This window comes from Streptomyces yamdrokensis, from assembly GCF_053890455.1.
Window position 1 is genome coordinate 474246 of record NZ_CM132679.1, and the last position, 24675, is coordinate 498920.

The following is a 24675-nucleotide window of genomic DNA, read 5'->3' on the forward strand; positions in this document are numbered from 1 at the left end:
GGACAACGACAACGAGGAGACACAGGTGCCTGAGCGCGAAGCGGGCGGACCGCTGGGAACGCCGACGCTCGAGGTCAGGGACTTCCTGCGGCGCAGGCGGGAGCAGATCGCCCAGCGGTGGGCGGACGAACCCCTGTTCCGTACGGTTTTCACCCACTCGCGCGATGAGGCGGTCGAGGCGGGCAAGGCGGTTGTCGACGCCCTGGCCCAGGTCGCCGACGCGCAGCGGACCGAGGACTCGGACGCCGCCGGATTCACCGGTGTGCGGGAGCAGTTGGCGCGGATGAGCGCGGCCCGCGCCCGTGCGGGGCTGTCCGCCACACAGGTGTCGAACGAACTGGCCGCGCTGTGGCCGCCGGTCGACAGCCTGCTCGCCGCCGACCTGGAGCAGGCCCCGGCCGAGGAGCTGCGGGCGTGCACGGCCGAGCTGAGCACGCTCATGGGCACTCTGCGCGTGGTGTCCATGCAGACCGCGCTGAGCGAGGGGCAGGCCCTGATGGACCGGCAGCGCCTGCAGTTGCTGGAGGTGGCGACGCCGGTCATCAGGCTGTGGGACGGGATCGTCGCGGTCCCGCTGATCGGAACGCTCGACAGCGCCCGCAGCGAGGTCGTGATGGAGACCCTGCTCAACTCGGTGGTCGACCAGCACGCGCGGTTCGCGATCCTCGACATCACCGGAGTGCCGACGGTCGACTCGCTGGTGGCGCAGCATCTGATGAAGACGGTCGCGGCGGCCCGGTTGATGGGCGCGGAGTGCGTCGTCTCCGGTATCCGTCCGGCGATCGCGCAGACCATGGTCCACCTGGGTCTCGACCTCGGTTCCGTACTCACCCGGGCGAGCCTCGCCGACGCGCTGGGCTACTGCCTGCACGAGCTGGGGGTCGACGTCGTGAATACGGCGGCCGGAAGTGCGGGCCGCCGGTGAGCGAGGCGTTCTCCCGCCCGGTCGCGGGACATGTGCCGGTGCTGAGGCTCGGCAACGTGCTTCTGGTGACTCTCCAGGGCGACCTGCTCGACACCACGGCCCAGCAGCTCCAGCAGGATCTGTCGCAGACCATCACGGCCAGCGGGGTCACGGGGGTGGTGATCGACATCTCCGGCGTGGAGATCGTCGACTCCTTCCTCGGGCGGGTGCTCGCCGAGATCGCGGCGCAGTCGTCACTGCTGGCCGCGCGGACCGTCGTGGCCGGAATGCGGCCGGCGGTCGCCATCACCCTGGTGGAGCTGGGGCTGACGCTGCCGGGACTGCGTACCGCGCTCGACACCCAGGCGGCGATGGCACTGCTCGAGCAGCCCGTCGTGCCGACCCGTGCGGGCGGTGCGCGCCGGGAGCGCGCGTGATGCCCACCGCCTCGGGGGTCGAGGCCTGCCTGCCCATCCGGTCGGACATGGACCTGGTGTGGGTGCGCCAGCATGTGCGGCAGGCCGCCGCCCGGCTCGGCTTCGGGCTGGTGGACCAGACGAAGCTGGTCACCGCGGCCAGCGAGCTGGCGCGCAACACCCTGGTGCACGGCGGCGGCGGACAGATGGACGCCTTCCCGGTGACCGCGGGGTTCGGCAGCGGGCTGAGGCTGACGTTCAGCGACTCCGGGCCGGGCATTCCCGACCTCGACCGGGCGCTCAGGGACGGCTTCACCTCCGGCGACGGGCTGGGAATGGGGCTGGGCGGCGCACGGCGCCTGGTGCACGACTTCGAAGTCGAGAGCACGGTGGGGTCGGGGACCGTCGTACGGGTGACCTCCTGGGTGAACCGGCCGCCCCACGTACGGGAGGAGATCTGATGCCGCGCGTCTGGGACGTGCCGGTGCGGGACTCCACCCGGGTACGGGACGTCCGGGTCGCCGCCGAGGAGGCGGCGGCCCTGGCCGGTCTCGGCCAGCGGGGCGCCGAGGCCGTGTCACTGGTGGCGACGGAGCTGGCCACCAACCTGCTCAAGCACGCGCGGGACGGCGAGGTGCTCGTCGACGTCGTGGATCCGCCCGTGCTGGGCGAGGGCGGGCCGACGCGGGCCGTGCAGATCGCGGCGATCGACCACGGGCCCGGGATCGCCGATGTGGAGAGCGCGCTGCGGGACGGATTCAGCACGACCCGCTCACTGGGCGCGGGCCTCGGCACCTGTCGGCGGCTCTCGGACGACTTCGGCCTGCACAGCGTCCTCGGCCGGGGCACGGTGGCGGTGGCCCGTGTCGGAAGAGGCACCTCGTCGGCTCCCGGCGGTGACGGCGGTGACGGGGTGTCCGTGATCCGTGCGGGCGGAGTCAACGTCCCCTACGCCGGGGCCGATCACTCGGGGGACGCCTGGGTGTGGGTCAGGTCCGGGGACCGGCACACCCTGATGCTGGCCGACGGCCTGGGCCACGGCTTCGAAGCGGCACGCGCCTCGACCGCCGCGGTGGACGCGGTGCGCGGCCGGCCCCATCTCGGCCCCGCCGAGACGCTCCGACTGCTGCATGAGGAGCTGGGCGCGACCCGGGGCGCGGCCGTCGCGGTGGCCCAGCTCGACGCCCGGAGCGGGCGGCTGCGGTTCGCCGGGATCGGCAACATCGGGGCCCGGCTGCGCGAGGGCGACCGGTGGCGGGCCCTGCTCTCGCGGCCCGGCATCGTCGGGGCCCACCGGCCCGGCACCGTGCGCGAGGACGATCTCGAGTGGTCCGCCGGGAGCGTGCTGTTCCTGCACACCGACGGTCTCCCCAGCCGCTGGACCCCGCCGTCGGACCCGGGTACGGCGGCGGCCGATCCCGCCGTGACGGCCGCCCTGACGATCCGCGACGCGGGCAGCGCCGCCCGCCCGGTGCGGGACGACACCGCGGTGGCCGTACTGACCTCCGCTCCACCGGACCGCCCATGACGAACACATGGCAGATCGGCAGCGTGACCGAGGCGGCCCGCACGCGTACCGCTCTCGCGCGGCTCGCCGCCCGCCACGGGGTACCGGCCCTCGAGCGGGCCCGGCTCGCCGCCGCGCTCACCGTCCGGCTGCGGCAGTGCCTCGCCGAGGGCGGCACCTGGCGGCTCACCCTCGACGTGCACGGCACGAAGGACGGCGGCGATGCGCTGCGCGTCGTCCTGGCGCCCCCGGCGGGCACGTCCGTCCCCGGGTGGGCGCCGTGGGAGACGACGATCCCCTTTCCCCCGGTGCACCGGCCGCGCGCCGACAGCGACAGCGACAGCGACAGCGACAGCGACAGCGACACGATGCCCGACGCCGATCCGGCGGTCCTGTCCCAGGCGCTGCTGAACGCCGACGAGGACACCGCCCTGGTGCTCGACCGGCTCGCCGAGCAGGAGGCACTGGTCGCCTTCCACCGGGAGGAGCTGCACCAGACGAACCAGGGCGTCCTGGCCCTGCACGCCGAGCTGGACGCGGCGGGGCGCGCCCAGCGGGAGGCGTTCGCCGCCGAGCGCCGGGCACGCAACGAGGCGGAGAACGCCCGCCGCAGGCTGACCTTCCTGGCGGACGCCAGCGCGGTGCTGAACACCTCGCTGAACCACGGCGAGATCCTGCGCCGGCTGCCCGAACTGCTGGTGCCGCGGTACGCCGCCAGGGTCGACCTGTGGCTGTTCGACGAGGACGACGGCCGGCACCGGCCTCCGCCCCGCCCGGCCGCGGCCGTGCGCGCGGCCCGTACCGGGCGGCCGCAGTACGCCGCCGACCGTCCCGGCGGGCTGCGCGGTGTGGACGACCGGCCGCCCTCGATGCTCGATCCCGGCCGGCCGCTGCTGTGCGTGCCGCTGCTGACGCGCCAGGCGCCGCTGGGTGTGCTCACCCTGTCGTCGCCCGGTGAGCGCTGGGATCCGGACGACGCGGTGATGCTGCTCGAACTCGCGCGTCGGGCCGCCATCGCCATCGACAACGCCCGCCGCTTCGAGCACAACCGGGACATCGCCGAGACGCTGCAGCTCGCCCTGCTCACCGATCTGCCCACGACTCCGGGGATGAGCCTGGCCGCCCGGTATCTGCCGGCCACCCACGGCATGAACATCGGCGGCGACTGGTACGACGCCTTCCACCGGCCGGACGGGAGTCTGATCACGGTCATCGGCGACGTGACCGGGCACGGGCTGCACGCGGCGGTGACGATGAGCCAGTTGCGTACCGCGCTGCGCGCCTACGCCGTCGACGGCGGCAGCCCCGGCAGGCTGCTGACCCGACTGCACGGCTTCCTGCACCAGCTCCGGCCGCATCTGTACGCCACGGCGGTCATCGCCCGGTTCCACCCGGACGAGGCCACGCTCACGTGGGCCGCCGCGGGGCACCCGCCGCCGGTGCTGCGGCTGCCCGACGGGCGGGTCCGCACGCTGGACGCCAGGCCGGGGGCGATGCTCGGCATCCCGCTGGAGCAGGAGATCGCCGACCACACCGAGCAGGTGGCACCGGGATCGACGCTGGCGCTCTACACGGACGGGCTGGTCGAGCGGCGGGCCGAGGGCATCGATTCGGGCATCGGACGGCTCGCGGACGGGCTCGGCTCGTTCTGCCCCACGGAGTTCGACACGGATCTGGAGGGCGCGGCGGACCGCCTCCTGAACCCTCTTCTCAGCGATTCCGAGCGCGACGACGACGTCTGTCTGCTGCTCTGCCACCTGCACCGCTGATCGCCCGTCGGCTCTCACCGCCCGTCGCCCGGTGAGAGCCGACCGCCGGCCGGCACGGGTCTCCCGGTGCGCTCCGGCGCCGGTGCGGGCATCGTGGTGCTGAACACGTGCGCGTTCCGGGTCCGTGTCCGGACACGGCGTGCCCCGGTGAACCGCGATGTGCCGCGATCGCGCAGCTCCGCGATCAGGAAGGTGCAAGGCAGCGATCCACGGGCAGGTGAAGGGGCGTCGACGTCCGAACAGACCCGTGGGCTCGAGGCAGACCGTGTGGAGCCGCAGAAAGGGATGAACACCGTGACACGACCCAGGATCCTGGTGGTGGGCGCAGGCTTCGCCGGAGTGGAGTGCGTCCGTCGACTGGAGCGGAAACTCTCCCCCGGCGATGCCGAGATCACCCTGGTGACGCCGCTTTCCTACCAGCTCTACCTGCCGCTGCTCCCCCAGGTCGCCTCCGGTGTGCTGACCCCGCAGTCGGTCGCCGTGTCGCTGCGCCGCAGCGCGAAGTACCGCACCCGGATCATCCCCGGCGGAGCCATCGGCGTGGATCTGAAGGCCAAGGTCTGCGTCATCCGCAGCATCACCGGCCGGATCGTCGACGAGGCGTACGACTACATCGTGCTGGCTCCCGGCAGTGTCACCCGTACCTTCGACATCCCGGGGCTGACGGACCACGCGTTCGGCATGAAGACACTGGCCGAGGCCGCCTACATCCGCGACCACGTCATCGCCCAGCTCGACCTCGCCGACGCGAGCGACGATCCGGCCGAGCGTGCCTCGCGGCTGCAGTTCGTGGTGGTCGGCGGCGGCTACGCGGACACCGAGACCGCCGCCTGCCTGCAGCGTCTGACCCATGCGGCCGTCAAGCGCTACCCACGGCTGGACCCGGGGCTGATCAAGTGGCATCTGATCGACATCGCTCCGAAGCTCATGCCCGAACTGGGCGAGAAGCTCGGGCGCAGCGCTCAGGAGATCCTCACCCGGCGCGGCATCGAGATCTCGCTCGGCGTCTCCGTCGCGAAGGCGGGACCGGAGGAGGTCACCTTCACCGACGGCCGGGTGATCCCCACCCGCACCCTCATCTGGACGGCCGGCGTGGTCGCCAGCCCGCTGATCGCCACGCTCGGCGCCGAGACCGTCCGCGGACGGCTCGCGGTCACCGCGGACATGTGCCTGCCGGGCGAGGACGGGGTGTTCGCCCTCGGTGACGCCGCGGCGGTGCCCGATCATGCCAAAGACGTGGAGGGGGCGGTGTGCCCGCCGACCGCACAGCACGCCCTGCGTCAGGGCAGGCAGGTCGCCGACAACATCATCGCGACGCTCACCGGCCGGCCGCTTCAGCCGTACCACCACAGGGACCTCGGGCTGGTCGTGGACCTCGGTGGTACCGACGCCGTCTCCAGGCCGCTCGGTGTGGAGCTGCGGGGCCTGCCCGCCCAGGTGGCGGCCCGCGGGTACCACTGGTCGGCGCTGCGCACCAACGTCGCCAAAACGAGGGTCATGACCAACTGGCTGCTGAACTCGATCGCAGGCGACGATTTCGTGCGGACCGGCTTCCAGGCCCGCCGTCCCGCCAAGCTGCGGGACTTCGAGTACACGGATGCCTATCTGACTCCGGAGCAGGTGCGGGCGCACGTCGAGGAGGCGGGCCTGCCCGTGCGGTGACCCGGCCCCCCGGTGGGTCCATGGTGGCACGTGTCATGCTTGCATCCTGATCAACGCGAGCGACGGGGAGTGTGCGGCGGCGTGAAGGCGGCGGCGGAGCGGTCGGTACGGACGTGGCTGCGGGACCGCCTGGCGGCGTCCGATCCCGGGATGCTGCGGATGACGGCCGGGCTGCGGACGGTGGGCTCCCTCGCGCTGACGCTGGCCGTGCTCGCCCTGACGGGGGCAGGTGTCACCCAGCTGGTGGCGGGGGCGATGACCGCGATGGTCGCCACCTTCGCCATCCGGGAGAAGCAACGCGGAGCTCAGGCCGTCACGCTCGCCCTCGGTCTGCCCGTGGCACTCGTGTCCATGTCGCTGGCCGCGGTGCTGAGCGAGCGGGCCGCCGCCGGGGACATCTTCTTCGTCGTCCTCATCTACTGCGCGGTGTACGCCCGCAGATTCGGCGACCGCGGCACCGCGCTCGGGCTGATCGGCTTCCAGGTCTACTTCGCCTCCCTGTTCGTCGGCGCGTCCCCCGACGGACTGCCGGGGATCTGGGCGGCGCTGGCCGTCGCGTTCGGGTGCAGTGCCGTCATACGGTTCGCCGTCGTTCCCGTGGTCCCGGCCGGACTTCTCGCGCGTCTGCGTGAGGCCTTCCGGGCCCGGCTGGCGCAGCTCGTGACGGCGCAGCTGGCGCTGCTCGACGCCGAGGGGGGCGAGGTCGACAAGGCCCTGGCGGACGTCCGCGCGGGCACCGCCCGGCTGCACGAGACGGCCCTGATGATCCAGACACGGCTGGAGCGGGGCACCCCCGACGCGTCGTCGGCACGGCTGGTGCAGCGCCGGATCGCGGACGCCGAGATCGCCGCGGAGCGGCTGGGCCTGCTGCTGCTGACCGCCCGCAGCGCGGAACGCGCGGACAATACGCTGACCCTGCACCTGCCGGGCGCGCCCGCCCCCGAGGCCGGCCGGACGGAGGCACCGGACGAGGCCACCGTGGCGTTGCGCCGCGATCTGCTCTCCCTGCGCACCCAGGTCCTGCACGCCGGGCCCGGGGTGGAGGGGACGTCGATCGCCCACGTGCGCAACCGGCTGCTCGCCTACCGGGACGAGGAGAACCTCCCGGCCTGCTCCCCGGCTCTCCAGGACGTGTTCCGGGCCATCGGCGAGGCGTCCCGTGCGGTGATGGGCCTGCGGATCGCTCTGGACGGCCCGCAGGACGAGTCGGACGACACCCCCGCGGCGGCCCGCTCCCGGGAGGAGCTGGACGCCGAGGACGCCGCGATCGACGCCGGTGAGGAGGACGAGCCGGCCGAGGAGGACAAGGGGCTGCGGCGGCCCACCACCCGGGCCGCCGTCCAGGTCGCCGTGGGCTCGTCGCTGGCCATCGCCGGCGGTACGCTGCTGTCCTCCCAGGGCTGGCAATGGGCGGTCCTGACCTGCTGGCTCGTCTTCATCAACACCGAGTCGACGGGCGAGATCCTGGTCAAGGGCTACCGGCGGCTGCTGGGGACGGTACTCGGCGTCGTCGCCGGCATCACGCTGGCGGGGCTGGTGGGCGGGCACACCTGGCCGGCGTTCGCCCTGATCCTGGTGCTGATCTTCGCGATGGCGTACACGGCACCGCTCTCGTACACGCTGACGTCGTTCTTCGTGACCGCGATGGTGGGGCTGCTGTACACGCTGTTGCACACCTACAGCTGGGAGGTGCTGGTCCTGCGCGTGGCCGAGACCGCGCTGGGCGCGGCCTGCGGGGTGTTCGCCGCGTTCCTGGTGCTGCCGGTGCGTACGGACCGGCGGACGAACGAGCTGCTGGGCACCGTGCTGGACCGGCTCACCGAGGTCACCGAGGCCGCCGTCGACCAGCTCAGCGGCGGGTCGGCCGCCGATCTGCTGGACCGGGCGCGGGAGCTGGACAAGGCGCTGGGCGAGCTGCGCGCCGCGACCAAGCCGCTCACCCATCCGGTCACTCCGCTGCGGGGCCGGCGCGACACCGCGCGGTACGTCGTAGCGCTCCTGGAGACCTGCGCGTACCACGCGCGCTCGCTGGCGGCGACGGCCGAGCTGCTGCCGACGCATCCCTCGATCGCGGCGGACCCCCGGCTGCGCGGGGCGACGGCGCGCACCGTGCGCAACATCGCGACGATCGCGGCCCGGGTCGCGGGCGAGGACACGCAGGCGGGGATCGAGACGGGGCCGAGCTTCGCCTCGCTGCTGGGCGGTTCCGACGGCGACGGCGCGTCGCGCTACGGGCGGATCACCGGCCGCGTCCTGCGGCACCTGGAGCGGCTGGACGAGGCGGTGGTGGGTCTCGCCCGCCCACTGGACGTCCCGCTGGCGGGGGACCGCCCGCGGTGAAGCGGTGTGCCCGGACTACGGAGAGGGTACGTCCGGACGCCGCGGTCAGCGGGCCCCGGGCGGCGGGGCGCGGGGCGCGGGGCCGGAAACCGGTGGGCCCCGGGCTTCAGAAGTCGGTGGGGAGGCCACTGACTTCGGCGATGCCGCGCAGTTCGTCGTTCTGCCGGTGGCGTTGCCTGATGTAGTCGGCGATCTCGTCGAGGCGTGACGGGTCGGCGGCGGTCGTCGCGTCGGTGACCACCCTGACCGGCCCGCTCTCGTCGACCTCCAGCTCGACCACCTCGTTGTCCATGCGGCCGGTGACGGCCGTGGCGATGACGAGGGCGGCCTCGTCACGGACCTCCTGGGGAAGTTCCTCGTCACCGCCGTCCAGGGCGAGGTCGAGACCGGACAGCCGGTGCTCCTCGATCGCCCGGAGCACCGGCTCCACCAAGCGAAGCAGCAGACGGTAGTCCTCGGTGTCCATCCGGATGCTCAGGAGGTCGAGGTAGACGTCCACGGGCCGGCCGTCGTCCGGCGGAATCTCGGATTCACTCATCGGCTCCGTGTTCCCCTCATGCGGCCGCCCATGGCGTCGGCACGCACCCGGGCGCAGCTTCGGCTGATCAGCCGGGAGACGTGCATCTGGGAGATCCCCAGCTGGTCGGCTATGCGGCTCTGTGTCATGTCCTCGAAGAAGCGCATGTACAGGATGGTGCGCTCGCGTTCCGGCAGGCGGCGCAGGCCCTCCTTGGCGGACTCCCGGTCGACCACGATGTCGTAGGAGGCGTCCGAGGCGCCCAGGGTGTCGGCCAGGCTGTAGCCGTCGTCGTCGGGCGACATCTCCGCGTCCAGCGACAGCGTGCTGAAGCTCTCCAGCGCCTCCAGTCCGGCCGCGACCTCCTCCTCGCTCAGTCCCGTGTGCCGGGCGAGGTCCGCAGGAGTGGGTTCGGGGCTGCCGGGCGTCTGGGTGAGGTCCCGCCGGGCGATCCGTACCTTGTTCCGCAGTTCCTGTACCCGGCGGGGCACCCGCAGGGCCCACATCCGGTCCCGGAAGTGCCGTTTGACCTCGCCGGTGATGGTCGGGACGGCGTAGCTCTCGAAGGCTCCGCGGTCCGGATCGAAGCGGTCCACCGCCTTCACCAGACCCAGAGCGGCCACCTGGCGCAGGTCCTCGACGGACTCGCCGCGGTCGCGGAAGCGGCCGGCGATGCGGTGGGCCATGGGGAGCCACGCGGTGACGAGTTCGTCGCGGACGGCGTCCCGTTCGGGGCCCTCCTCCAGGGAGGCCAGCCGGCTGAACAGGGCGGTGGTGTCGGGGGTGTCGTCGTGCCGCCTGCGACCGCCCGCGGCCGTGGGGGTGGCCGCGTCGGGGATGACGGTCGTGGACGTCGTGGCGGTCCCTTCCCCACCGGGGGAAGGGGCGGGGGTGGCGGTCGCGGGGACGGGGGTGCCGGGGCGGTCGGTGGACGAGTCGATGAGCATGCGGTTTCGCTCCCGAACAGTTGGTGTCATGGGCGGTCTACCGCGGGACGGCGGCTGTGGGGACGTCCGGTGCGGGTGCCACAGCAGTCATGTCTCTCCCGCTGGTGCGCCTCCGGTCCGAAGCACGACCCTCCGTCTGCCCGGTGACCGGTGGCGCAAACTCCGCTTCACTGTGCAAATCAGTGGAAAAACCTCGATCACGGCTCAGGTGAGGGGGACCAGGGCGGTGATGCATTTACCGCCCGTGGGCAGGTCCCGCACGCGGATGTCGCGGGACAGCAGGCAGACGATGGGCCAGCCGTGCCCCCCGGGCGTGAGGCGCCCCCGCGGGTCGGCCGTCGCCCGGGCGACGGGCAGTTCCGTGCTGCGGTCGCTCACCGACACCTCCACGCCGGGTCCGGCGACGTCGACGACGTCGACCCGGACATCGGTGACGCCGCCACCGTGCAGGATCGCGTTCGTGGTGAGTTCGGAGGCGACGAGCAGGGCGTCCGACAGGGCGGCGGCGTCGCACGGGGTGCGCGTGGAGCGACAGCGTTCGCCCACCACCCGTTGCACGGCCTCCCGCACCTGGGCCGGCCGGTAGGTGCGCCGGGGTGCGGTCCGGACAGCGCCGGGCGGTTCCCTGTGGGGCGGGTCCACATCGGGGCGCCCCATGTCTCCTGAGGTGATGCGCTCCTCGCACATTGTTCGGCTCCCTGTTCGACGAAAAGGCTCACCCCCCTCCGGCTGGCCCCTCCTGGCACCCGCAAACCTCCCAGGCCGTACCGAAGCGCACTCCGGAGTGAAACGGGTCACGTACCCCGCTTATCGTGAACGCGGGCCCGGAGTGATGGTTTATCGTTCATACATACGTGGCGACGGAGTCGACGAACGTCCTCCCCGACCACCTCTTGACCGCCCTGGCTGGCTTCCCCCGTCCAGCCAGGGCTTTCCCACGTCCCGGAATGTCCCGGAACGCGGTGCCCGTCACCGTCGAGGTGCCCCGGACGGCCGCAGCGGCTCCAATGGACAAAGGTCCCGTACCGATCGCCCGGCGAGGAGCCCTGTCCCATGACCAAAGCGATCAAACTCCTGACCGCCCTGCCCCCGCCGCAGCGGGAGCGTCTGATGGCACTCGCGCGGGAGGTGGCCTTCCCCGAGGACACCCGCATCTTCGAGGCGGGGACCACCGCCGACCGCTTCTGGGTCGTCCGCTCCGGGGCGGTGTCGCTGGATCAGCGGGTGAACGAGCTCCAGCGGGTCACGGTCGCCACGCTGGGCGCGGGCGACCTGCTGGGCTGGTCGTGGCTTTTCCCGCCCCACGAGTGGGACTTCGGAGCCGAGGCCTTCAGCCGGGTCCGCGCCTACGAGTTCGACGCGGCGGCCGTCCTGCGGTTGTGCGAGGAGGAGCCGGCGCTCGGGCTGACACTGGTGCGCTGCGTCGCCGAGATCCTCGCGCACCGACTGGAGGCGACGCGGGGCCGGCTGATGGGCCAGCAGGTCACGCGCACACGCGGAGCTCTGTAGGGCCGCCCTCGTCTCAGCTTCCGGCGATGAGCGTGCAGCCGAGGACGACCATGGTGGCCGCGACCAGGCCGTCCAGGGCCCGCCAGGCGGTGGGCCGGGCCAGGAAGCGGCTCAGCAGCCGGGCGCCGAAGCCGAGGACGGCGAACCAGCAGAGGCTGGCCAGCACCGCGCCGAGCCCGAACGTCCAGCGCAGCGGCCCGTGGTCGGCGGCGACGGAACCCAGCAGGAACACGGTGTCGAGGTAGACGTGCGGGTTGAGCCAGGTCATCGCCAGGCAGGCGAGCACGGCCCGGCGACGTGAGGTCACGGCCTCGCCCTCCGCCTTCAGCCCGGCCCCGTCCGGCCTGACCGCCCGGCGCGCGGCCAGGGCGCCGTAACCGAGCAGGAACACGCCGCCGATCCAGCCGACCGCCGTCAGCACGCCGGGCCACGCCACGACCAGGGCGCCTACCCCGCCGACGCCCAGGGCGATGAGCAGCGCGTCCGACACCGCGCAGATGCCCACGACGGCGAGCACCGCCTCGCGGCGGACCCCTTGGCGCAGGACGAAGGCGTTCTGGGCACCGATGGCGACGATCAGGGAGAGGCCGGTGCCGAATCCGGCGGCGGCGGTGGTCAGGGTGCTGGTCATGCCGAGGACGCTAGAGGCCGCGACCTGGCGCAGTACAGCTAATGATTCTTACGTACCCTTAGCCGATGTGATGGACGAACTACCCTTGGACCAGGTGCGGACCCTGCTGGCCGTGGTGGACGAGGGCACCTTCGACGCGGCGGCGGAGGCCCTGCATGTGACACCCTCCGCGGTCAGCCAGCGGGTGAAGGCACTGGAGCAGCGCACGGGGCGGGTGCTGCTGCTGCGGACCCGGCCGGTGCGGCCGACCGAGTCGGGCGAGGTGCTGGTGCGGCTGGCCCGCCAGGTGGCCCGGCTGGAGCGGGACGCGTACGCGGAGCTGGGACTGAGTTCGGCCGGAGAGCCGACCCGGGTGTCGGTGGCGGTGAACGCGGACTCGCTGGCGACCTGGTTCCTCGGAGCCCTCACCCGCGTCCCGGACGAGCTGCGTCTCTGCTTCGAGCTGCGCCGCGAGGACGAGGCCCACACCGCCGCGCTGCTCCGCGAGGGTGCGGTGATGGCCGCGGTGACCTCGTCGCCGGACGCGGTGCCGGGCTGCTCCGTACGGATGCTGGGGCGGATGCGCTATCTCCCCGCGGCCGAACCGGAGTTCGCCGCGCGGTATCTCGCCGGGCCGCTGGAGGAGACGCTGCCGCGGGCACCGGTGGTGACCTTCGACCGGCGGGACGACTTCCAGGACGCCTTCGTACGCCGGCTCACCCGCGGCCGCACCGGGGCGAGCACGGGCCGGCACCTCGTGCCGACCTCGGAGGGGTTCGTCGAAGCGGTGGCCGCGGGCCTGGGCTGGGGCATGGTCCCCGAGAAGCAGGCCGATCCCCTGCTGCGGACCGGCCGGCTCACCGTCTTCGCCCCGGGCCGCGCGACCGACACACCCCTGTACTGGCAGCAGTGGAAGCTGGACTCCCCCGCCCTGGCGGCGGTGGCCGAGTCGGTGGCGGCAACTGCGGCCACGGCGCTGCGGAGTTGAGGAGGCGTCGGCCGGCCGGGCGCGGCCGCGGTGACGCACGACACCGGCGACCCCGTTTCATCCGGCGCCGACAGGTGACCCGTAACGGAGCAGGCATCCGAAGGGTGCGTATCCACTCCGATCACAGGTGGTTTTCCATGGACGACTGGCGGACCCGCGCGGCCTGCCGGGACGAGGATCCCGACCTCTTCTTCCCGATCGGGACCTCCGGCCCGGCCCTTTTCCAGACGGAGCAGGCGAAGGCGGTGTGCCGACGCTGCCCCGTCCAGCAGCAGTGCCTCGACTGGGCGATGGAGTCGGGGCAGTCCCTCGGTGTGTGGGGCGGTACGAGCGAGACGGAGCGGCGCGCGCTGAAGCGCCGTCTGAAGGCGCGACACGCCTGAGGCAGGCCCACTTCGTGCCCGGCCCGGTGGGCGGCGCCGGGCTCGCGAGAGTGCGGGAAGGAAAGGGGCTGATCATGAGCGTACGTGTGCGCCGTGTCTACGAACCGCCCGAGCCGGACGACGGGACCCGTGTCCTGGTCGACCGGCTGTGGCCGCGTGGCCTGGCGAAGGACCTGGCCCGTGTGGACGAGTGGCCCAAGGGGCTGACCCCGTCCACGGACCTGCGCCGCTGGTACCACACGGGCGAGCGGCCGTACGAGGAGTTCCGCGGGCGCTACGAGAAGGAACTCACCGCTCCCGAGGCGGCCGGACTCCTCGACCATGTACGGGAGCTGGCCACGCAGGGCAGGGTGACGCTGCTGACCGCGGCCAGGGAGCCGGAGACCAGCCACGCCGAGGTGCTGGCCCGCCTCCTCGACGACTGACACGGCAGACGCCTCCGGCACCCGCCGGCTACGCCGTCTGCCGCGCCGCCGCCCGGCCTGCCGCACGGCCCGAGAAGAGGCAGCCGCCGAGGAAGGTGCCCTCCAGGGCGTTGTAGCCGTGGACGCCTCCGCCGCCGAATCCCGCGACCTCGCCCGCCGCGTACAGCCCTTCGATCGGGCTGCCCCCGCCGTCCAGCGCGCGGGATTCGAGGTCGGTCTGGATGCCGCCGAGGGTCTTGCGGGTGAGGATGTGCAGCTTGACGCCGATCAGCGGGCCGGCCGCGGGGTCGAGGATGCGGTGCGGGGCGGCCACGCGGCCGAGGCGGTCGCCGATGTAGCGGCGGGCGCTGCGGATGCCCTGTACCTGGGCGTCCTTGCCGAAGGTGTGGCCGAGCTGGCGGTCGCGGGCCTCGATCTGGCGCCGGACGGCGGACGCGTCGAGGAGCGGCTCGTCGGTGAGGGCGTTCATCCGGTCGACGAGTTGCTCCAGGGCCGGGGCGGACACGAAGTCCGCGCCCTCGCGCAGGAAGGCGTCGACCGGGCCGGGGGCGCCCCTGCCGAGCACACGTTCACGCAGGAACCCGGCCCGGTCCTTGGCGGTGATGTCGGGATTCTGCTCGGAGCCCGACAGAGCGAACTCCTTTTCGATGATCTTCTGGGTGAGGACGAACCAGGAGTGGTCGTATCCGGCGATGTCCTCGGTGGTGCGCAGGTGCCTGAGCGTGCCCAGGGTGTCGTACCCGGGGAAGCAGGGCTCGGGCAGCCGGCGGCCGAGCGCGTCGAACCACATCGAGGACGGTCCGGGCAGGATGCGGATGCCGTGACCTTGCCAGACCGGGTCCCAGTTCCGCACGCCCTCGGTGTAGTGCCACATCCGGTCCCGGTTGACCAGGCGCGCGCCCGCGCGCTCGCTGATGCCGAGCATCCGCCCGTCCACGTGGGCGGGGACCCCGGTGACCATCTCGCGGGGCGGGGTGCCGAGCCGCTCGGGCCAGTGACGGCGCACGATGTCGTGGTCGGCGCCTATACCGCCGCTGGTGACGATCACGGCCTGGGCGGTGAGTTCGAAGTCACCGACCGCCTCGCGGTTGGAGGCGACGCCGCGCGGGGCGTCGTCCGGGGCCAGGACGGCGCCCCGCACTCCGCTCGCGGCGCCGTCCCGGACGACCAGTTCGTCGACCCGGTGCCGGTGGTGGAAGGTGAGCAGTCCCTCGCGCGAGGCCTGCCGGGCGTGACGGACGAAGGGTTCGACGACGCCGGTACCGGTGCCCCATGCGATGTGGAAGCGAGGCACGCTGTTGCCGTGCCCGTCCGCGCGGAGGTCACCGCGTTCGGCCCAGCCGACGGTGGGCAGGAACGAGATGCCGTGCCCGGTCAGCCAGGACCGCTTCTCCCCCGCCGCCCACTCGACGTAGGCCCGCGCCCAGCGCACCGCCCAGGTGTCCTCGTCCTCGAGCCGGTCGAATCCGGCGCTGCCCTGCCAGTCGCTCCAGGCGAGGTCGAAGGAGTCCTTGACGCCGAGGCGCCGCTGCTCCGGGGAGCCGACGAGGAACAGCCCGCCGAAGGACCAGAATGCCTGCCCGCCGAGGTTGGCGGCGTTCTCCTGGTCGACGAGGGCGACCCTGCGGCCCCGGCTGGTCAGTTCGTGGGCCGCGACCAGGCCCGCGAGACCCGCTCCGACGACGATGACGTCGGCGTCCATGGCGACCTTCCCTTCCTCATCCGCGCCGGTGCGCGGCCGGTTCGGCGCTGCCGTCGGTGAGCAGCGCGGTCAGTAGTTGCTTGAGCCAGGTGCGGGCGTGCTCGACGTCCCCGTCCAGCAGCAGTTGGGTGGTGACTCCGTCGTACGCGGCGACCACGGCGTGCGCGGCGCCGTCGGCGGTGCCGAGGACGGCGGGCAGTTCGGTGTGGCCGCGGGCCCGGCCCAGGTGGTCGGCGACGGCCCGGCGCAGCCGGGCGCGGTGTTCCAGCAGGGTGCGGGAGACCTCCGGGTCGCGGGCGGCGCGCACCAGGAAGTCGGTCTTCACCAGCAGCCAGTCCCGGTCGAGCAGCAGCACCTCGGCGACGCGGTCCACGGCGGCGGGCACGTCGAGGTCGGGCCCGCCGCCGGCGAGGGCTCCAAAGACCTGCTCGGCGATGAGCTCGGCACGCTCCGCGTACAGGGCGAAGAACAGCTCGTCCAGGGTGGCGAAGTTCGAGTAGAAGGCCCCCCTGCTGTATCCGGCGGCCTCGCAGACCTCCTCGATGGAGACGTGCCCGAAGCCCTTGGCCGCGAACACGGCGAACGCCGCCCGGAGGAGGTTGGCGCGCGTGCGGACGCGGCGCCCGGTCACCCGCCCGGCAACACGCCCGCTGCTGCCGTCCACGGCCATCCGGCCACCTCCGTTCGATACATGAACGTATCCGATACGCGAACGTATCCATAGGCCTCGGGGGACGGGAACTTCCCGGACCCCGGAAACCTCGCGAGCTTCCCGGAGTCCTCCGTCATTTGATAGAACCTTTGCTCGAATAGAAGTTGCGCCGCTTGCACGAGCACGCGGCGCTCCCCGCACCGCCCCTCCCCGGCCCCGGGTCCACCGGCCGAAACCCACCGCTGCGAACCGGAGTTCGGCGCCCGGATCGACGTACTGCCGGGACGGCTCGGCGGATCGGACGCGCTCCACGCCCATCTGGCCGCGGAGGCGCCCTGGCGGGCGGGGCGGCGCACCGTGTACGACCAGGTCGTCGACGTGCCCCGGCTGGTGTCGTACCACCGCGCGGGCGACCCGCTGCCGCATCCGGCCCTGGTCGGGGCACGCGATGCGCCGAGCGCGCGCTGGGCGACGAGCCGGGCGAGCCGTTCGCCGCGGCCGGGCTGTGCCACCACCGCGACGGCCGGGACGGTGTCGCCCGGCACGGCGACCGGGTCGGACGGGGCGCCGCACGCGAGGACACGATGGTGGCCGGTCCTGTCCGTGGGCGCGCCCCGCGATCTGCTGCCGCGCCCGGCGGGCGGCCCCGCGGTGCGCCGCCCCCTGGGCCACGGCGACCTGATCGTCACGGGCGGCTCCTGTCAGCGCGCCGGGGAGCGCTGCGTCCCCAGGAGCGCCCGTGCGGCCGGCCCGCGCGTCAGCGTCCGGTTCCGCCCGCACGGCGTGAACCGACCGCCCGCCCTGACTGTGCGTGCGCCCTGAGCACGGACGCCGGACCACCGGCCGACGCCGGGCCGCTTGCCGCGCCGCCCTCGTACGTGCCGCACCAGCCGAACGTGGTCGCCTTCGCCCACGGAGCGGTCGGCCGGTCCGTGCCGACGGCCGTCAAGGAGACCGCGACCGCCGCCGCCTCACCGGTCGTCGTTCTCGCCGTCCACGGGTCCGGAGTGCGCACGACCCTGGCGACGCGCTTCCTGCTCGGGATGCGCACCGCACCCCCGGCCCGGCCCGTACCGGCTGCGACACGACCAAAACCGCACCCTCCGACGACGTCCCGATCTGCTTTCCTGATGGCTCCGACAGGAACGACGGACTCGGGACGGTCATGCGCGCAGAGGTACGGCAGGTGGCCGACGGCACTCACCTGGTGCACGGCTCGAACACCAACTGGGTGATCATCCAGGAGGGGGACGCCGTCACACTGATCGACACCGGGTACCCGGGCGACCGCGGACAGCTCCTCGCCTCCCTTGTGGAGGTCGGCAGTTCACCGGAGTCGGTCGCGGCCGTCCTCATCACCCACGCCCACACGGACCACTTGGGCTCCGCCGAGTACCTACGGGCCACGCACGGCACGCCCGTGTACACGCACGAGGCCGAAGTCCCCCACGCCCGCCGGGACTTCCTGCACCAGGTGACCATCGGGCAGGTGCTGCGCAACAGCTGGCGGCCGGGTGTGCTGCCCTGGGCACTGCACGTGGTGCGCTCCGGCGGCACGGCGCACGTGCCGGTCGCCGCGCCCGAGCCGTTTCCGCGGTCCGGCCCGCTGGACCTGCCCGGCCGGCCGGTCCCCGTACACACGCCCGGCCACACCGAGGGGCACTGCGTCTTCCATCTCCCGGGCATCGGGGCGGTGGTGTCCGGCGACGCCCTGGTGAGTGCCCACCCGACCTCCCGGATCGACGGACCGCAGCTGCTGCCCCGCATGTTCCACCACGAGCGGGCCGCCGCCGTCGAGTCGCTGGACATCCTGGCCGGGCTGGAGGGCGACCTGACACTGCCCGGGCACGGCCCCGCGCACCGGGGGCCCCTGAAGGACGCGGCGGAGCTGGCCCGCGAACGCGCACAATAGGCTGGGGACGACCACCGGCGTGACGATCACACCGGAGACGGCCGCCCATGAAACGAGGACACCCGAGCCATGGCCCTGCAGATCAGCGCGACCAACCCGGAGCATCCCGCGCTCCTGCTGGAACTGCCCTGGCATCTGCCGCTCCAGGAGTGGCCCGAGCGGTACCTGGTACCGCTGCCGCGCGGCATCTCCCGGCACGTGGTGCGCTACGCCCGCGCCGGTGACGAGGTGATCGCCGTCAAGGAACTCGCCCGGCGGCCCGCGCTGCGCGAGTACGAGCTGCTGCGTGACCTGGACCGGATCGGCATCCCCGCGGTGGACCCGCTCGCCGTGGTCACCGGCCGCGCGGGCACGGACGGAGAGCCCCTGGAGAGCGTGCTGATCACCCGGCACCTCGGCGGGTCGATGCCGTACCGGTCGATGTTCGAGACGACGCTGCGCCCGGCGACCATGCACCGGCTGATGGACGCGCTCGCCGTGCTCCTGGTGCGGCTGCATCTCGCCGGGTTCGCGTGGGGCGACTGCTCGCTGTCCAACACGCTGTTCCGGCGGGACGCGGGCGCCTACGCCGCCTATCTGGTGGACGCCGAGACCGGTGAACTGCACCCGGAACTGAGCCCCGGCCAGCGCGCGTACGACCTGGACCTCGCCCGCGTGAACATCAGCGGCGAGCTGCTCGACCTGGAGGCCTCCGGGGCGCTGCACCCGTCCGTGGACCCCGTCGAGTTCGGCACCGGGATCTGCGCCCGCTACGAGGACCTCTGGCGCGAGCTGACCCGCACCTCCGTCTACCCGGCGGGCAAGTACCACTACATCGAGCGCCGGATCCGCCGCCTGAACGACCTGGGTTTCGACGTGGCCGAGATGCAGATCGAGCACGCCTCCAACGGCGACACGGTCACCTTCGTGCCGAAGGTCGTCGACGCCGGGCACCACCAGCGCCAGTTGCTGCGCCTGACCGGGCTGGACGCCGAGGAGAACCAGGCCAGGCGGCTGCTGAACGACCTGGAGAGCTGGATGGCCACCCAGGACGACTACACCCCCGACGGCGGCCTGCCCGGCGCCCGCCCGGAGGTCCTGGCCCACCGCTGGGTGCGGGAGGTGTTCCGCCCGACCGTGCGTGCCGTGCCGCCCGGACTCCGCGGTCCGATGGACGCGGCCGAGATCTACCACGAACTCCTCGAGCACCGCTGGTACCTGTCCGAGCGGGCCCAGCACGACATCGGTCTCGACACCGTGGTCGAGGACTACATCAGGAACATCCTGCCCAGGGCCCGGGGGACACTGCGGCCGACGACCGACTGAGCCGGGCGGGTGGCCGAACCGGGCAGACGGTGGCGACCGGAGGGCCCCGCCCGCGGTGGCGGCCGCGCCGGGCCCCGGCGGCCGGGGAGGACCGGTGCGGCCGGAGCGGGCCGGGTCAGTCGTGCGGCACCACCGCCACCGGGCAGTCCGCGTGGTGCAGGACGCCGTGGGCGACCGAGCCGATCCGGGCGCCGACGGCGCTGCGGCGCGCACGACGGCCGACGACCAACAGCTGGGCGGTGCCGGACACCGACAGCAGCACCTGCCCGGCACTGCCCATCTCCACGTGCTCGACGACGCGCACCTGCGGGTAGCGCTCGCGCAGCGGTGCGAGGGCGTCCGACAGGGACTTCTGCTCGTACGGCTCCAGGCCCCCCGCCTCATCCATGAGCCGCAGCGTGTCGGAGCTGTAGGCGAACATCGGCGGCAGGGCCCAGGCCCGCACGGCCCGCAGGGTGGCACCCCTCTCGGCGGCGGCCTCGAAGGCGAATTCCAGCGCGGCCGCGCTGTCCTTCGGGTCGCCCTGCTGGCCGACGACGACCTCCCGCCCGGCCACCTCGCCGGACGTCGTCTCCCGGGCCCGTACGAACACCACCGGCCGCCGGGCCTCGACGATCACCTGCTGACCGACCGAGCCGACCAGAAAGCCCATGATCCGCCCGTGCCCGCGGGAGCCGAGCACCAGCATCTCGGCGTCCGCGGCGGCCCCGGTCAGAGCCTCGACGGCGTCCCCTTCCAGGACGTCGGTGGTCACCGCGAGCCCGGAGTGCCTTTCGGTGGCCTGGCGGACCGACTCGGTCACCGCCTCACGCACCCACCGCTCCTGGGTGCCGGCGTCGCCGGCGTCGAGCGTCTCGTGCGTCTGGAAGCGCCAGGCGTGCACCACCCGCAACGGCCGCCCCCGGCGGACCGCTTCCCTCGCCGCCCAGGCCAGTCCGGCGAGACTCTCCCCGGTTCCGTCGACCCCTGCCGTGATCGGGCGTGTCATGCGGTTCCTCCTGTGTCGTGTCCACTACGCACGGTCCAGTCTTCCTCAACCCGTCTCCATGACGTCGGCCTGGTTCTGCGTGCTCTCTTTGAGGGCTGTCCGGGCGTCGCCCTCGCCGGACGCGCCGCCTCGGCCGAACGTACGGTGGACCGGCCGCCGGGTGAACCGCGCCGGGCCGACGGAGGCACCGGCAGGGGGTGAGCGCGCGGCCGCGCCGCTCACCGCACGGGAGCGGGAGCTGCTGCGGCTGCTCCCGCGGGGCCGCGGCAGCCGTCGGATCGGCGAGGGGCTGTTCCTCAGCTGCAGGACGGCGAGCGTCCGTGTCTCCGGCATCCCCGCCAGGCCGGGCGCGCGGAGCCGTACCGAGACGGTGACGGCCGCCCACCGCAAGGGTCTGCCCGCCCCGGAGTCCGCGGTTTCGGGCTGAGCGGCGGCGTCGGGCCGGCTGCCCGTCCCCGACACTCACCTCACCCACCCGAACAACCGTTTTGAACGGATATCACAGCGATACCGTGCCGATCGGTGATGCCCGGCCGCCCGGCACGCCGGGCAACTGCGCGCTGCCGGCAGTCAGGTGACGGGCGGCCGGCGGAAGCGGGAGAGAACAGCCCCACGGTCTCAGCGACGACGACGCGCATCTGTCGTGCGGTGTGTCCGTGTACGTGCACACCGGTGCCGTCCGGGGCTACCGCGCCCACGCATTCGCCTCGAAGGACGGCGGTCGCAGCCTCACCGCGCTCGCCAGCGCCTCGGACAACGCCCCGGTGACGAGCACGATGCTGCGCACACTGGAGTCCGCCTTCTGCGCAAGGGGCAGCCGGCCTCGCCCGGCTGCCCTCCCCGGGAACCCGCGCCCGTCGCCGGCCGTTGTCCGGACACCCCCACCGGTCCGTGACGACGACGGGCTCCTGACGGCTGACGACAGCAGGGCGGTGCGATGAGCGAGCTGGTCCCCGGCGGCAATCTCGCCCTTCCGGGCGGCCCGGTGGCCGTCCGGGTGCCGGGCCCCTACGACGTGTCCGCGCTGATCACGGACGACGGCGGAAAGGTCCGGGACGACGCCGACTTCGTCTTCTTCAACCAGCCCTCCGCCCCCGGCGCCCTCCTGCACGGCGACACGCTCACCGTCGATCCGCGCGCCCTGCGGCCCGGCGCCGTCCGGGTCACGGTGGCCGTCAGTGCCGCCGACCCCGCCACCTCGCTGAGCGACCTGCCCCCGCCCGTCCTCCAGGTCACCGACGCCGGCGGGCACTCCCTCGCCCGGTTCTCACCGGTGCGGCCCCGGCAGGAGTCGGTGCTGCTCCTCACGGAGATCTACCGGCGCGGCGAGGGCTGGAAGCTGCGGGCCCTCGGCCAGGGATACGCCGACGGACTGGCCGGCCTGGCCCGGGACTTCGGCGTCGACGTGCTCGACGAGGAGGAGACGGGGGCGGGCGGGGTCTCCGGGGCGGCCGGAGCGACCAGGTTTCCGGCCGCCCCGGCGCCGCCGGCCGTCCCCGATCCGGCGGGCTTCCTCGGTCCGGTCAACTCCGCTCGGGCCGAGGCGGGTTCACCACCGGTCGTGCTCGACGCGCGGCTGATGTCGGCGGCCCGCGCCCATGCCGAGGCCATGGCGGCACAGCGGCACCTCGCCGTCGAGAGCCGGGACGGTGTCTCCGTCCACCAGCGGGTCGCCGCCGCCGGATACACGTATCTCACCGTCGGCGAACACCTGGTGTCCGGTCCGCGCACCCCCGCCGGGTTCGTCGCCCACTGTCTGCGCAACGAGCGCTCCCGGCGCACCCTGCACGGCCCCGCCTTCGCCCACGCGGGTCTGGCGTACGCGGGCGGCGGCCCCGCCGGTGACGTCTACTGGACGGCGCTGTGGGCGGTCCCGCTCACCCCGGCCGGCCTGGCCCGGACGGTGACGGACGTCGTCGACCGCACCAACCGGGAGCGCGCCCGGGCCGGGCTGCCGCCACTGGCCGTCGACTCGCTGCTCGTCACGGCCGCGCAGGCGCACAGCGCCGACATGGTGGCCCGCGACTTCTACTCGCACACCGCTCCCGGCGGCAGCCGCCCCTGGGACCGGGCCGCCGCCGCGGGCTCCGCGCGCCGGACCATCGGCGAGAACATAGCCTGCGGCCAGCGCTCGGCCGCCGAGGTGGTGGAGGGGTGGATGAACAGCCCAGGGCACCGTGCCAACATCCTCAAACCCGCCTTCACCCACATCGGCGTCGGCTTCGCGGGCGGCGGGCGCGCCGGCACGTACTGGACCCAGCTCTTCGGGGCATAGAACGCAAAGGCGGCACCGGATCTTGGCGGACGGGGTCCCTCCGGGTGAGGATGCCTGCATGAAGGGTGATCTGTTTTCCAGCCGGCACATGGTGCAGCCCGCCTCGGCCCCGGGCATGACGGTCGAGAACGCCAAATGCATCCGCTACGTGGTCAACGGTGAGATGCACGCCCGGCAGGGCGCGATGATCGCCTACCGCGGCGGGCTCCAGTTCGAGCGCAAGGGCCAGGGTGTGGGCGGCATGCTCAAGCGCGCGGTGACCGGCGAGGGGCTGCCGCTGATGGCGGTGCGGGGGCAGGGCGAGGCCTGGTTCGCGCACGAGGCGCAGAACTGCTTCATCGTCCAGGTCGACCCCGGCGACGAGTTCACCGTCAACGGCCGCAACGTCCTGTGCTTCGACTCCACGCTGTCGTACCGCATCGCGACCGTGAAGGGCGCCGGTATCACCGGTGGTGGCCTGTTCAACAGCGTCTTCACGGGGCACGGCCTGCTGGGTCTGGTGTGCGAGGGCGACCCACTGGTCCTCCCGGTGTCCCCGCAGTACCCGGTCCACGTCGACACGGACGCGATCGTCGGCTGGACGGCGGGCCTGTCGACCACCCTGCACCGTTCGCAGTCGCTCGGTTCGATGCTGCGCGGCGGCTCGGGCGAGGCGGTGCAACTGGTGCTGCAGGGCGAGGGGTACGTCATCGTGCGGCCCAGCGAGGCCACGCCGGCGAAGGCACAGCAGCACTGAGGGCCATCGCCGGAACCCCGTTCCGGCTTCCGGTGCGGCCGCGCCCGCGATGCGCGCCCCGTCGGGCGAACCGTGTTGACCCCGGTGGTCCGGCCGGGTCAGGGTTCGTCTCGGCGCGGATCATGTCCCCCGTGCCAGGGAGGGTGGTTGTGGTGATCGGGATGCCGGAGATCGAGGCCGCGGCAGGGCGGATCGCCGGGCACGTGGTACGGACGCCGACGGTGCCGAGCCCCGGACTGTCGGCGCTGTTGGGCGCCCCGGTCACGGCGAAGCTGGAACTGTTGCAGCGCACCGGCTCGTTCAAGGCCCGCGGCGCGGTGGCGAAGCTGCTGTCGCTGAGCGAGGCCGAGCGGGCCGCCGGGGTCGTGGCGGTGAGCGGCGGCAATCACGGGATCGCCGTCGCGGTCATGGCCGCCGCCCTCGACGTCAAGGCCACGGTGGTGATGCCGCGGTCGGCGCCCGCGCGGGCCGTGGAGGTCGCGGAGAGCGCAGGCGCGTCGGTGCGGCTGACCGACGACATGGACGGCGCGTTCGCACTGATGACGCGGCTCCAGCAGGAGGGGCTGACCCTCGTCCACCCCTTCGACGACCCGGTGGTGGTCGCCGGACAGGGCACGGTGGGACTGGAGTTCGCCGACGACGCCGGTGACCTCACCGACGTCCTGGTGAGCATCGGGGGCGGCGGGCTGATCTCCGGTGTGGCGGCGGCACTGCGGGAGCGGCGGCCCGGGGTCCGGATCTGGGGTGTGGAGACCGAGGGCGCCCAGGCGATGTCCGAAGCGCTCGCGGCGGGCGGACCGGTGCCGGTCGGGCTGTCGTCGATCGTCTCCACGCTCAGCGCCCCGACGGTGTCGCAGTTGACGTACGAACATGTCTCGGCGCTGGTCACCGAGGTGCTGGTGGTACCCGACCGGGAGGCCGTGCGGGGTTCGCTCGACCTGGCGGATCATGCCAAGGTGTGGACCGAGCCGGCCGCGGGCGCTCTGCTGCCTGCCGCGCGGCGGGTGCTGGAGCGGGTCGGCGAGGGGGCCAGGATCGGGCTGGTGGTGTGCGGAGGCAACGCGACCACCGGCGACATGATCACTTGGGCGGCCCGCTTCGGGCTGCGCTGAGCCTTCGGGCCGTGAC

At 73.2% G+C, this 24675-nt stretch carries 24 protein-coding genes and 1 pseudogene; 18 read left to right on the forward strand and 7 right to left on the reverse strand.

Annotation, left to right across the window (positions count from 1 at the left end):
- Positions 1–25: 25 nt before the first annotated feature.
- The 7 genes from ACWZEH_RS01605 (at position 26) to ACWZEH_RS01635 (ending at position 8598) form a co-directional block, all read left to right on the forward strand.
- Positions 26–925: an STAS domain-containing protein gene (locus ACWZEH_RS01605; protein ID WP_456195150.1), complete on the forward strand. Its 900-nt coding sequence runs from the start codon at positions 26–28 to the stop codon at positions 923–925.
- The gene (locus ACWZEH_RS01610; protein ID WP_456195151.1) at positions 922–1341 is read left to right on the forward strand and encodes an STAS domain-containing protein; all 420 of its coding nucleotides are present in this window, start codon (positions 922–924) and stop codon (positions 1339–1341) included. Before ACWZEH_RS01605 ends, ACWZEH_RS01610 begins: the two co-directional genes overlap by 4 nt.
- Complete coding sequence (locus tag ACWZEH_RS01615; RefSeq protein ID WP_456195152.1) at positions 1341–1781, forward strand: anti-sigma regulatory factor; 441 nt, start codon at positions 1341–1343, stop codon at positions 1779–1781. The genes ACWZEH_RS01610 and ACWZEH_RS01615 overlap by 1 nt, the downstream gene beginning before the upstream one ends.
- Entirely contained in the window at positions 1781–2848 is a 1068-nt protein-coding gene (locus tag ACWZEH_RS01620; protein ID WP_456195153.1) for a SpoIIE family protein phosphatase, read from the forward strand. The genes ACWZEH_RS01615 and ACWZEH_RS01620 overlap by 1 nt, the downstream gene beginning before the upstream one ends.
- Positions 2845–4596 carry a PP2C family protein-serine/threonine phosphatase gene (locus tag ACWZEH_RS01625; RefSeq protein ID WP_456195154.1) on the forward strand — a complete coding sequence of 584 codons (1752 nt, stop codon included), beginning with the start codon at positions 2845–2847 and terminating at the stop codon, positions 4594–4596. The genes ACWZEH_RS01620 and ACWZEH_RS01625 overlap by 4 nt, the downstream gene beginning before the upstream one ends.
- Positions 4597–4881: 285 nt before the next feature.
- A complete protein-coding gene (locus tag ACWZEH_RS01630) occupies positions 4882–6258 on the forward strand; it encodes an NAD(P)/FAD-dependent oxidoreductase (RefSeq protein WP_456195155.1) in 1377 nt (458 codons plus the stop codon).
- 150 nt (positions 6259–6408) lie between these two features.
- On the forward strand, positions 6409–8598 hold the full coding sequence (locus tag ACWZEH_RS01635) for an FUSC family protein (RefSeq protein ID WP_456200018.1): 2190 nt from the start codon (positions 6409–6411) through the stop codon (positions 8596–8598).
- 106 nt (positions 8599–8704) lie between these two features.
- On the opposite strand, the gene ACWZEH_RS01640 is transcribed toward ACWZEH_RS01635, so the two are convergent.
- The 3 genes from ACWZEH_RS01640 to ACWZEH_RS01650 all read right to left on the reverse strand — a co-directional run bounded on the left by ACWZEH_RS01640 (position 8705) and on the right by ACWZEH_RS01650 (position 10719).
- Positions 8705–9136, reverse strand: coding sequence for a hypothetical protein (locus ACWZEH_RS01640; RefSeq protein ID WP_456195156.1), 432 nt, complete (start codon positions 9134–9136; stop codon positions 8705–8707).
- Positions 9133–10062, reverse strand: a complete 930-nt coding sequence (locus tag ACWZEH_RS01645; protein ID WP_456195157.1) for a SigB/SigF/SigG family RNA polymerase sigma factor — start codon at positions 10060–10062, stop codon at positions 9133–9135. The genes ACWZEH_RS01640 and ACWZEH_RS01645 overlap by 4 nt, the downstream gene beginning before the upstream one ends.
- A 204-nt stretch (positions 10063–10266) precedes the next feature.
- Positions 10267–10719 carry an ATP-binding protein gene (locus ACWZEH_RS01650; protein ID WP_456195158.1) on the reverse strand — a complete coding sequence of 151 codons (453 nt, stop codon included), beginning with the start codon at positions 10717–10719 and terminating at the stop codon, positions 10267–10269.
- A gap of 396 nt (positions 10720–11115) precedes the next feature.
- Here ACWZEH_RS01650 and ACWZEH_RS01655 point away from each other — a divergent pair, with 396 nt between their 5' ends.
- Positions 11116–11571, forward strand: a complete 456-nt coding sequence (locus ACWZEH_RS01655) for a cyclic nucleotide-binding domain-containing protein (protein WP_456195159.1) — start codon at positions 11116–11118, stop codon at positions 11569–11571.
- Positions 11572–11584: 13 nt separating this feature from the next.
- Here the strand turns inward: ACWZEH_RS01655 and ACWZEH_RS01660 are convergent, their stop codons facing one another.
- A complete protein-coding gene (locus ACWZEH_RS01660) occupies positions 11585–12202 on the reverse strand; it encodes a LysE/ArgO family amino acid transporter (protein ID WP_456195160.1) in 618 nt (205 codons plus the stop codon).
- A gap of 70 nt (positions 12203–12272) precedes the next feature.
- Between ACWZEH_RS01660 and ACWZEH_RS01665 the strand changes: the two genes are divergently transcribed.
- The 3 genes from ACWZEH_RS01665 to ACWZEH_RS01675 all read left to right on the forward strand — a co-directional run bounded on the left by ACWZEH_RS01665 (position 12273) and on the right by ACWZEH_RS01675 (position 13977).
- Entirely contained in the window at positions 12273–13169 is an 897-nt protein-coding gene (locus ACWZEH_RS01665) for a LysR family transcriptional regulator ArgP (RefSeq protein ID WP_456195161.1), read from the forward strand.
- A 137-nt stretch (positions 13170–13306) separates the two neighbouring features.
- Positions 13307–13552 carry a WhiB family transcriptional regulator gene (locus ACWZEH_RS01670; RefSeq protein WP_456195162.1) on the forward strand — a complete coding sequence of 82 codons (246 nt, stop codon included), beginning with the start codon at positions 13307–13309 and terminating at the stop codon, positions 13550–13552.
- Between the two features lie 74 nt (positions 13553–13626).
- Positions 13627–13977, forward strand: a complete 351-nt coding sequence (locus ACWZEH_RS01675) for a DUF488 domain-containing protein (protein ID WP_456195163.1) — start codon at positions 13627–13629, stop codon at positions 13975–13977.
- 28 nt (positions 13978–14005) lie between these two features.
- On the opposite strand, the gene ACWZEH_RS01680 is transcribed toward ACWZEH_RS01675, so the two are convergent.
- Positions 14006–15679 (reverse strand): FAD-binding dehydrogenase, encoded by a 1674-nt coding sequence (locus ACWZEH_RS01680; protein ID WP_456195164.1) that lies wholly within the window; start codon positions 15677–15679, stop codon positions 14006–14008.
- A 16-nt stretch (positions 15680–15695) separates the two neighbouring features.
- On the reverse strand, positions 15696–16349 hold the full coding sequence (locus ACWZEH_RS01685) for a TetR/AcrR family transcriptional regulator (RefSeq protein WP_456195165.1): 654 nt from the start codon (positions 16347–16349) through the stop codon (positions 15696–15698).
- A gap of 240 nt (positions 16350–16589) precedes the next feature.
- Here ACWZEH_RS01685 and ACWZEH_RS01690 point away from each other — a divergent pair.
- The 3 genes and pseudogenes from ACWZEH_RS01690 to ACWZEH_RS01700 all read left to right on the forward strand — a co-directional run.
- Positions 16590–17153, forward strand: a pseudogene (locus ACWZEH_RS01690) (alpha-ketoglutarate-dependent dioxygenase AlkB family protein); the annotation flags it as partial.
- A gap of 343 nt (positions 17154–17496) precedes the next feature.
- Positions 17497–18243 carry an MBL fold metallo-hydrolase gene (locus tag ACWZEH_RS01695; protein ID WP_456195166.1) on the forward strand — a complete coding sequence of 249 codons (747 nt, stop codon included), beginning with the start codon at positions 17497–17499 and terminating at the stop codon, positions 18241–18243.
- Positions 18244–18312: 69 nt separating this feature from the next.
- The gene (locus ACWZEH_RS01700; RefSeq protein WP_456195167.1) at positions 18313–19548 is read left to right on the forward strand and encodes a DUF4032 domain-containing protein; all 1236 of its coding nucleotides are present in this window, start codon (positions 18313–18315) and stop codon (positions 19546–19548) included.
- Between the two features lie 115 nt (positions 19549–19663).
- Here ACWZEH_RS01700 and ACWZEH_RS01705 read toward each other — a convergent pair whose 3' ends face one another.
- Positions 19664–20536, reverse strand: a complete 873-nt coding sequence (locus ACWZEH_RS01705; RefSeq protein WP_456195168.1) for a universal stress protein — start codon at positions 20534–20536, stop codon at positions 19664–19666.
- A 160-nt stretch (positions 20537–20696) separates the two neighbouring features.
- On the opposite strand from ACWZEH_RS01705, the gene ACWZEH_RS01710 reads away from it, so the two are divergent.
- The 4 genes from ACWZEH_RS01710 to ACWZEH_RS01725 all read left to right on the forward strand — a co-directional run bounded on the left by ACWZEH_RS01710 (position 20697) and on the right by ACWZEH_RS01725 (position 24659).
- Positions 20697–20963, forward strand: coding sequence for a response regulator transcription factor (locus ACWZEH_RS01710; RefSeq protein ID WP_456195169.1), 267 nt, complete (start codon positions 20697–20699; stop codon positions 20961–20963).
- A gap of 510 nt (positions 20964–21473) precedes the next feature.
- Positions 21474–22811, forward strand: coding sequence for a CAP domain-containing protein (locus ACWZEH_RS01715; protein ID WP_456195170.1), 1338 nt, complete (start codon positions 21474–21476; stop codon positions 22809–22811).
- Between the two features lie 58 nt (positions 22812–22869).
- Positions 22870–23547, forward strand: a complete 678-nt coding sequence (locus ACWZEH_RS01720; RefSeq protein ID WP_456195171.1) for an AIM24 family protein — start codon at positions 22870–22872, stop codon at positions 23545–23547.
- Positions 23548–23699: 152 nt separating this feature from the next.
- The gene (locus tag ACWZEH_RS01725; protein WP_456195172.1) at positions 23700–24659 is read left to right on the forward strand and encodes a threonine/serine dehydratase family protein; all 960 of its coding nucleotides are present in this window, start codon (positions 23700–23702) and stop codon (positions 24657–24659) included.
- The last annotated feature ends 16 nt before the right edge of the window (positions 24660–24675 follow it).

Bases quoted from the DNA above. Each gene is read 5' to 3' on its own strand.
- ACWZEH_RS01655 (WP_456195159.1), top strand. From the start codon at position 11,116: ATGACCAAAGCGATCAAACTCCTGACCGCCCTGCCCCCGCCGCAGCGG.
- ACWZEH_RS01640 (WP_456195156.1), bottom strand. From the start codon at position 9,136: ATGAGTGAATCCGAGATTCCGCCGGACGACGGCCGGCCCGTGGACGTC.
- ACWZEH_RS01645 (WP_456195157.1), bottom strand. From the start codon at position 10,062: ATGCTCATCGACTCGTCCACCGACCGCCCCGGCACCCCCGTCCCCGCG.
- ACWZEH_RS01615 (WP_456195152.1), top strand. From the start codon at position 1,341: ATGCCCACCGCCTCGGGGGTCGAGGCCTGCCTGCCCATCCGGTCGGAC.
- ACWZEH_RS01670 (WP_456195162.1), top strand. From the start codon at position 13,307: ATGGACGACTGGCGGACCCGCGCGGCCTGCCGGGACGAGGATCCCGAC.
- ACWZEH_RS01705 (WP_456195168.1), bottom strand. From the start codon at position 20,536: ATGACACGCCCGATCACGGCAGGGGTCGACGGAACCGGGGAGAGTCTC.
- ACWZEH_RS01625 (WP_456195154.1), top strand. From the start codon at position 2,845: ATGACGAACACATGGCAGATCGGCAGCGTGACCGAGGCGGCCCGCACG.
- ACWZEH_RS01720 (WP_456195171.1), top strand. From the start codon at position 22,870: ATGAAGGGTGATCTGTTTTCCAGCCGGCACATGGTGCAGCCCGCCTCG.
- ACWZEH_RS01630 (WP_456195155.1), top strand. From the start codon at position 4,882: ATGAACACCGTGACACGACCCAGGATCCTGGTGGTGGGCGCAGGCTTC.
- ACWZEH_RS01650 (WP_456195158.1), bottom strand. From the start codon at position 10,719: ATGGGGCGCCCCGATGTGGACCCGCCCCACAGGGAACCGCCCGGCGCT.
- ACWZEH_RS01660 (WP_456195160.1), bottom strand. From the start codon at position 12,202: ATGACCAGCACCCTGACCACCGCCGCCGCCGGATTCGGCACCGGCCTC.
- ACWZEH_RS01635 (WP_456200018.1), top strand. From the start codon at position 6,409: ATGCTGCGGATGACGGCCGGGCTGCGGACGGTGGGCTCCCTCGCGCTG.
- ACWZEH_RS01700 (WP_456195167.1), top strand. From the start codon at position 18,313: ATGGCCCTGCAGATCAGCGCGACCAACCCGGAGCATCCCGCGCTCCTG.
- ACWZEH_RS01715 (WP_456195170.1), top strand. From the start codon at position 21,474: ATGAGCGAGCTGGTCCCCGGCGGCAATCTCGCCCTTCCGGGCGGCCCG.
- ACWZEH_RS01620 (WP_456195153.1), top strand. From the start codon at position 1,781: ATGCCGCGCGTCTGGGACGTGCCGGTGCGGGACTCCACCCGGGTACGG.
- ACWZEH_RS01665 (WP_456195161.1), top strand. From the start codon at position 12,273: ATGGACGAACTACCCTTGGACCAGGTGCGGACCCTGCTGGCCGTGGTG.
- ACWZEH_RS01675 (WP_456195163.1), top strand. From the start codon at position 13,627: ATGAGCGTACGTGTGCGCCGTGTCTACGAACCGCCCGAGCCGGACGAC.
- ACWZEH_RS01680 (WP_456195164.1), bottom strand. From the start codon at position 15,679: ATGGACGCCGACGTCATCGTCGTCGGAGCGGGTCTCGCGGGCCTGGTC.
- ACWZEH_RS01695 (WP_456195166.1), top strand. From the start codon at position 17,497: ATGCGCGCAGAGGTACGGCAGGTGGCCGACGGCACTCACCTGGTGCAC.
- ACWZEH_RS01685 (WP_456195165.1), bottom strand. From the start codon at position 16,349: ATGGCCGTGGACGGCAGCAGCGGGCGTGTTGCCGGGCGGGTGACCGGG.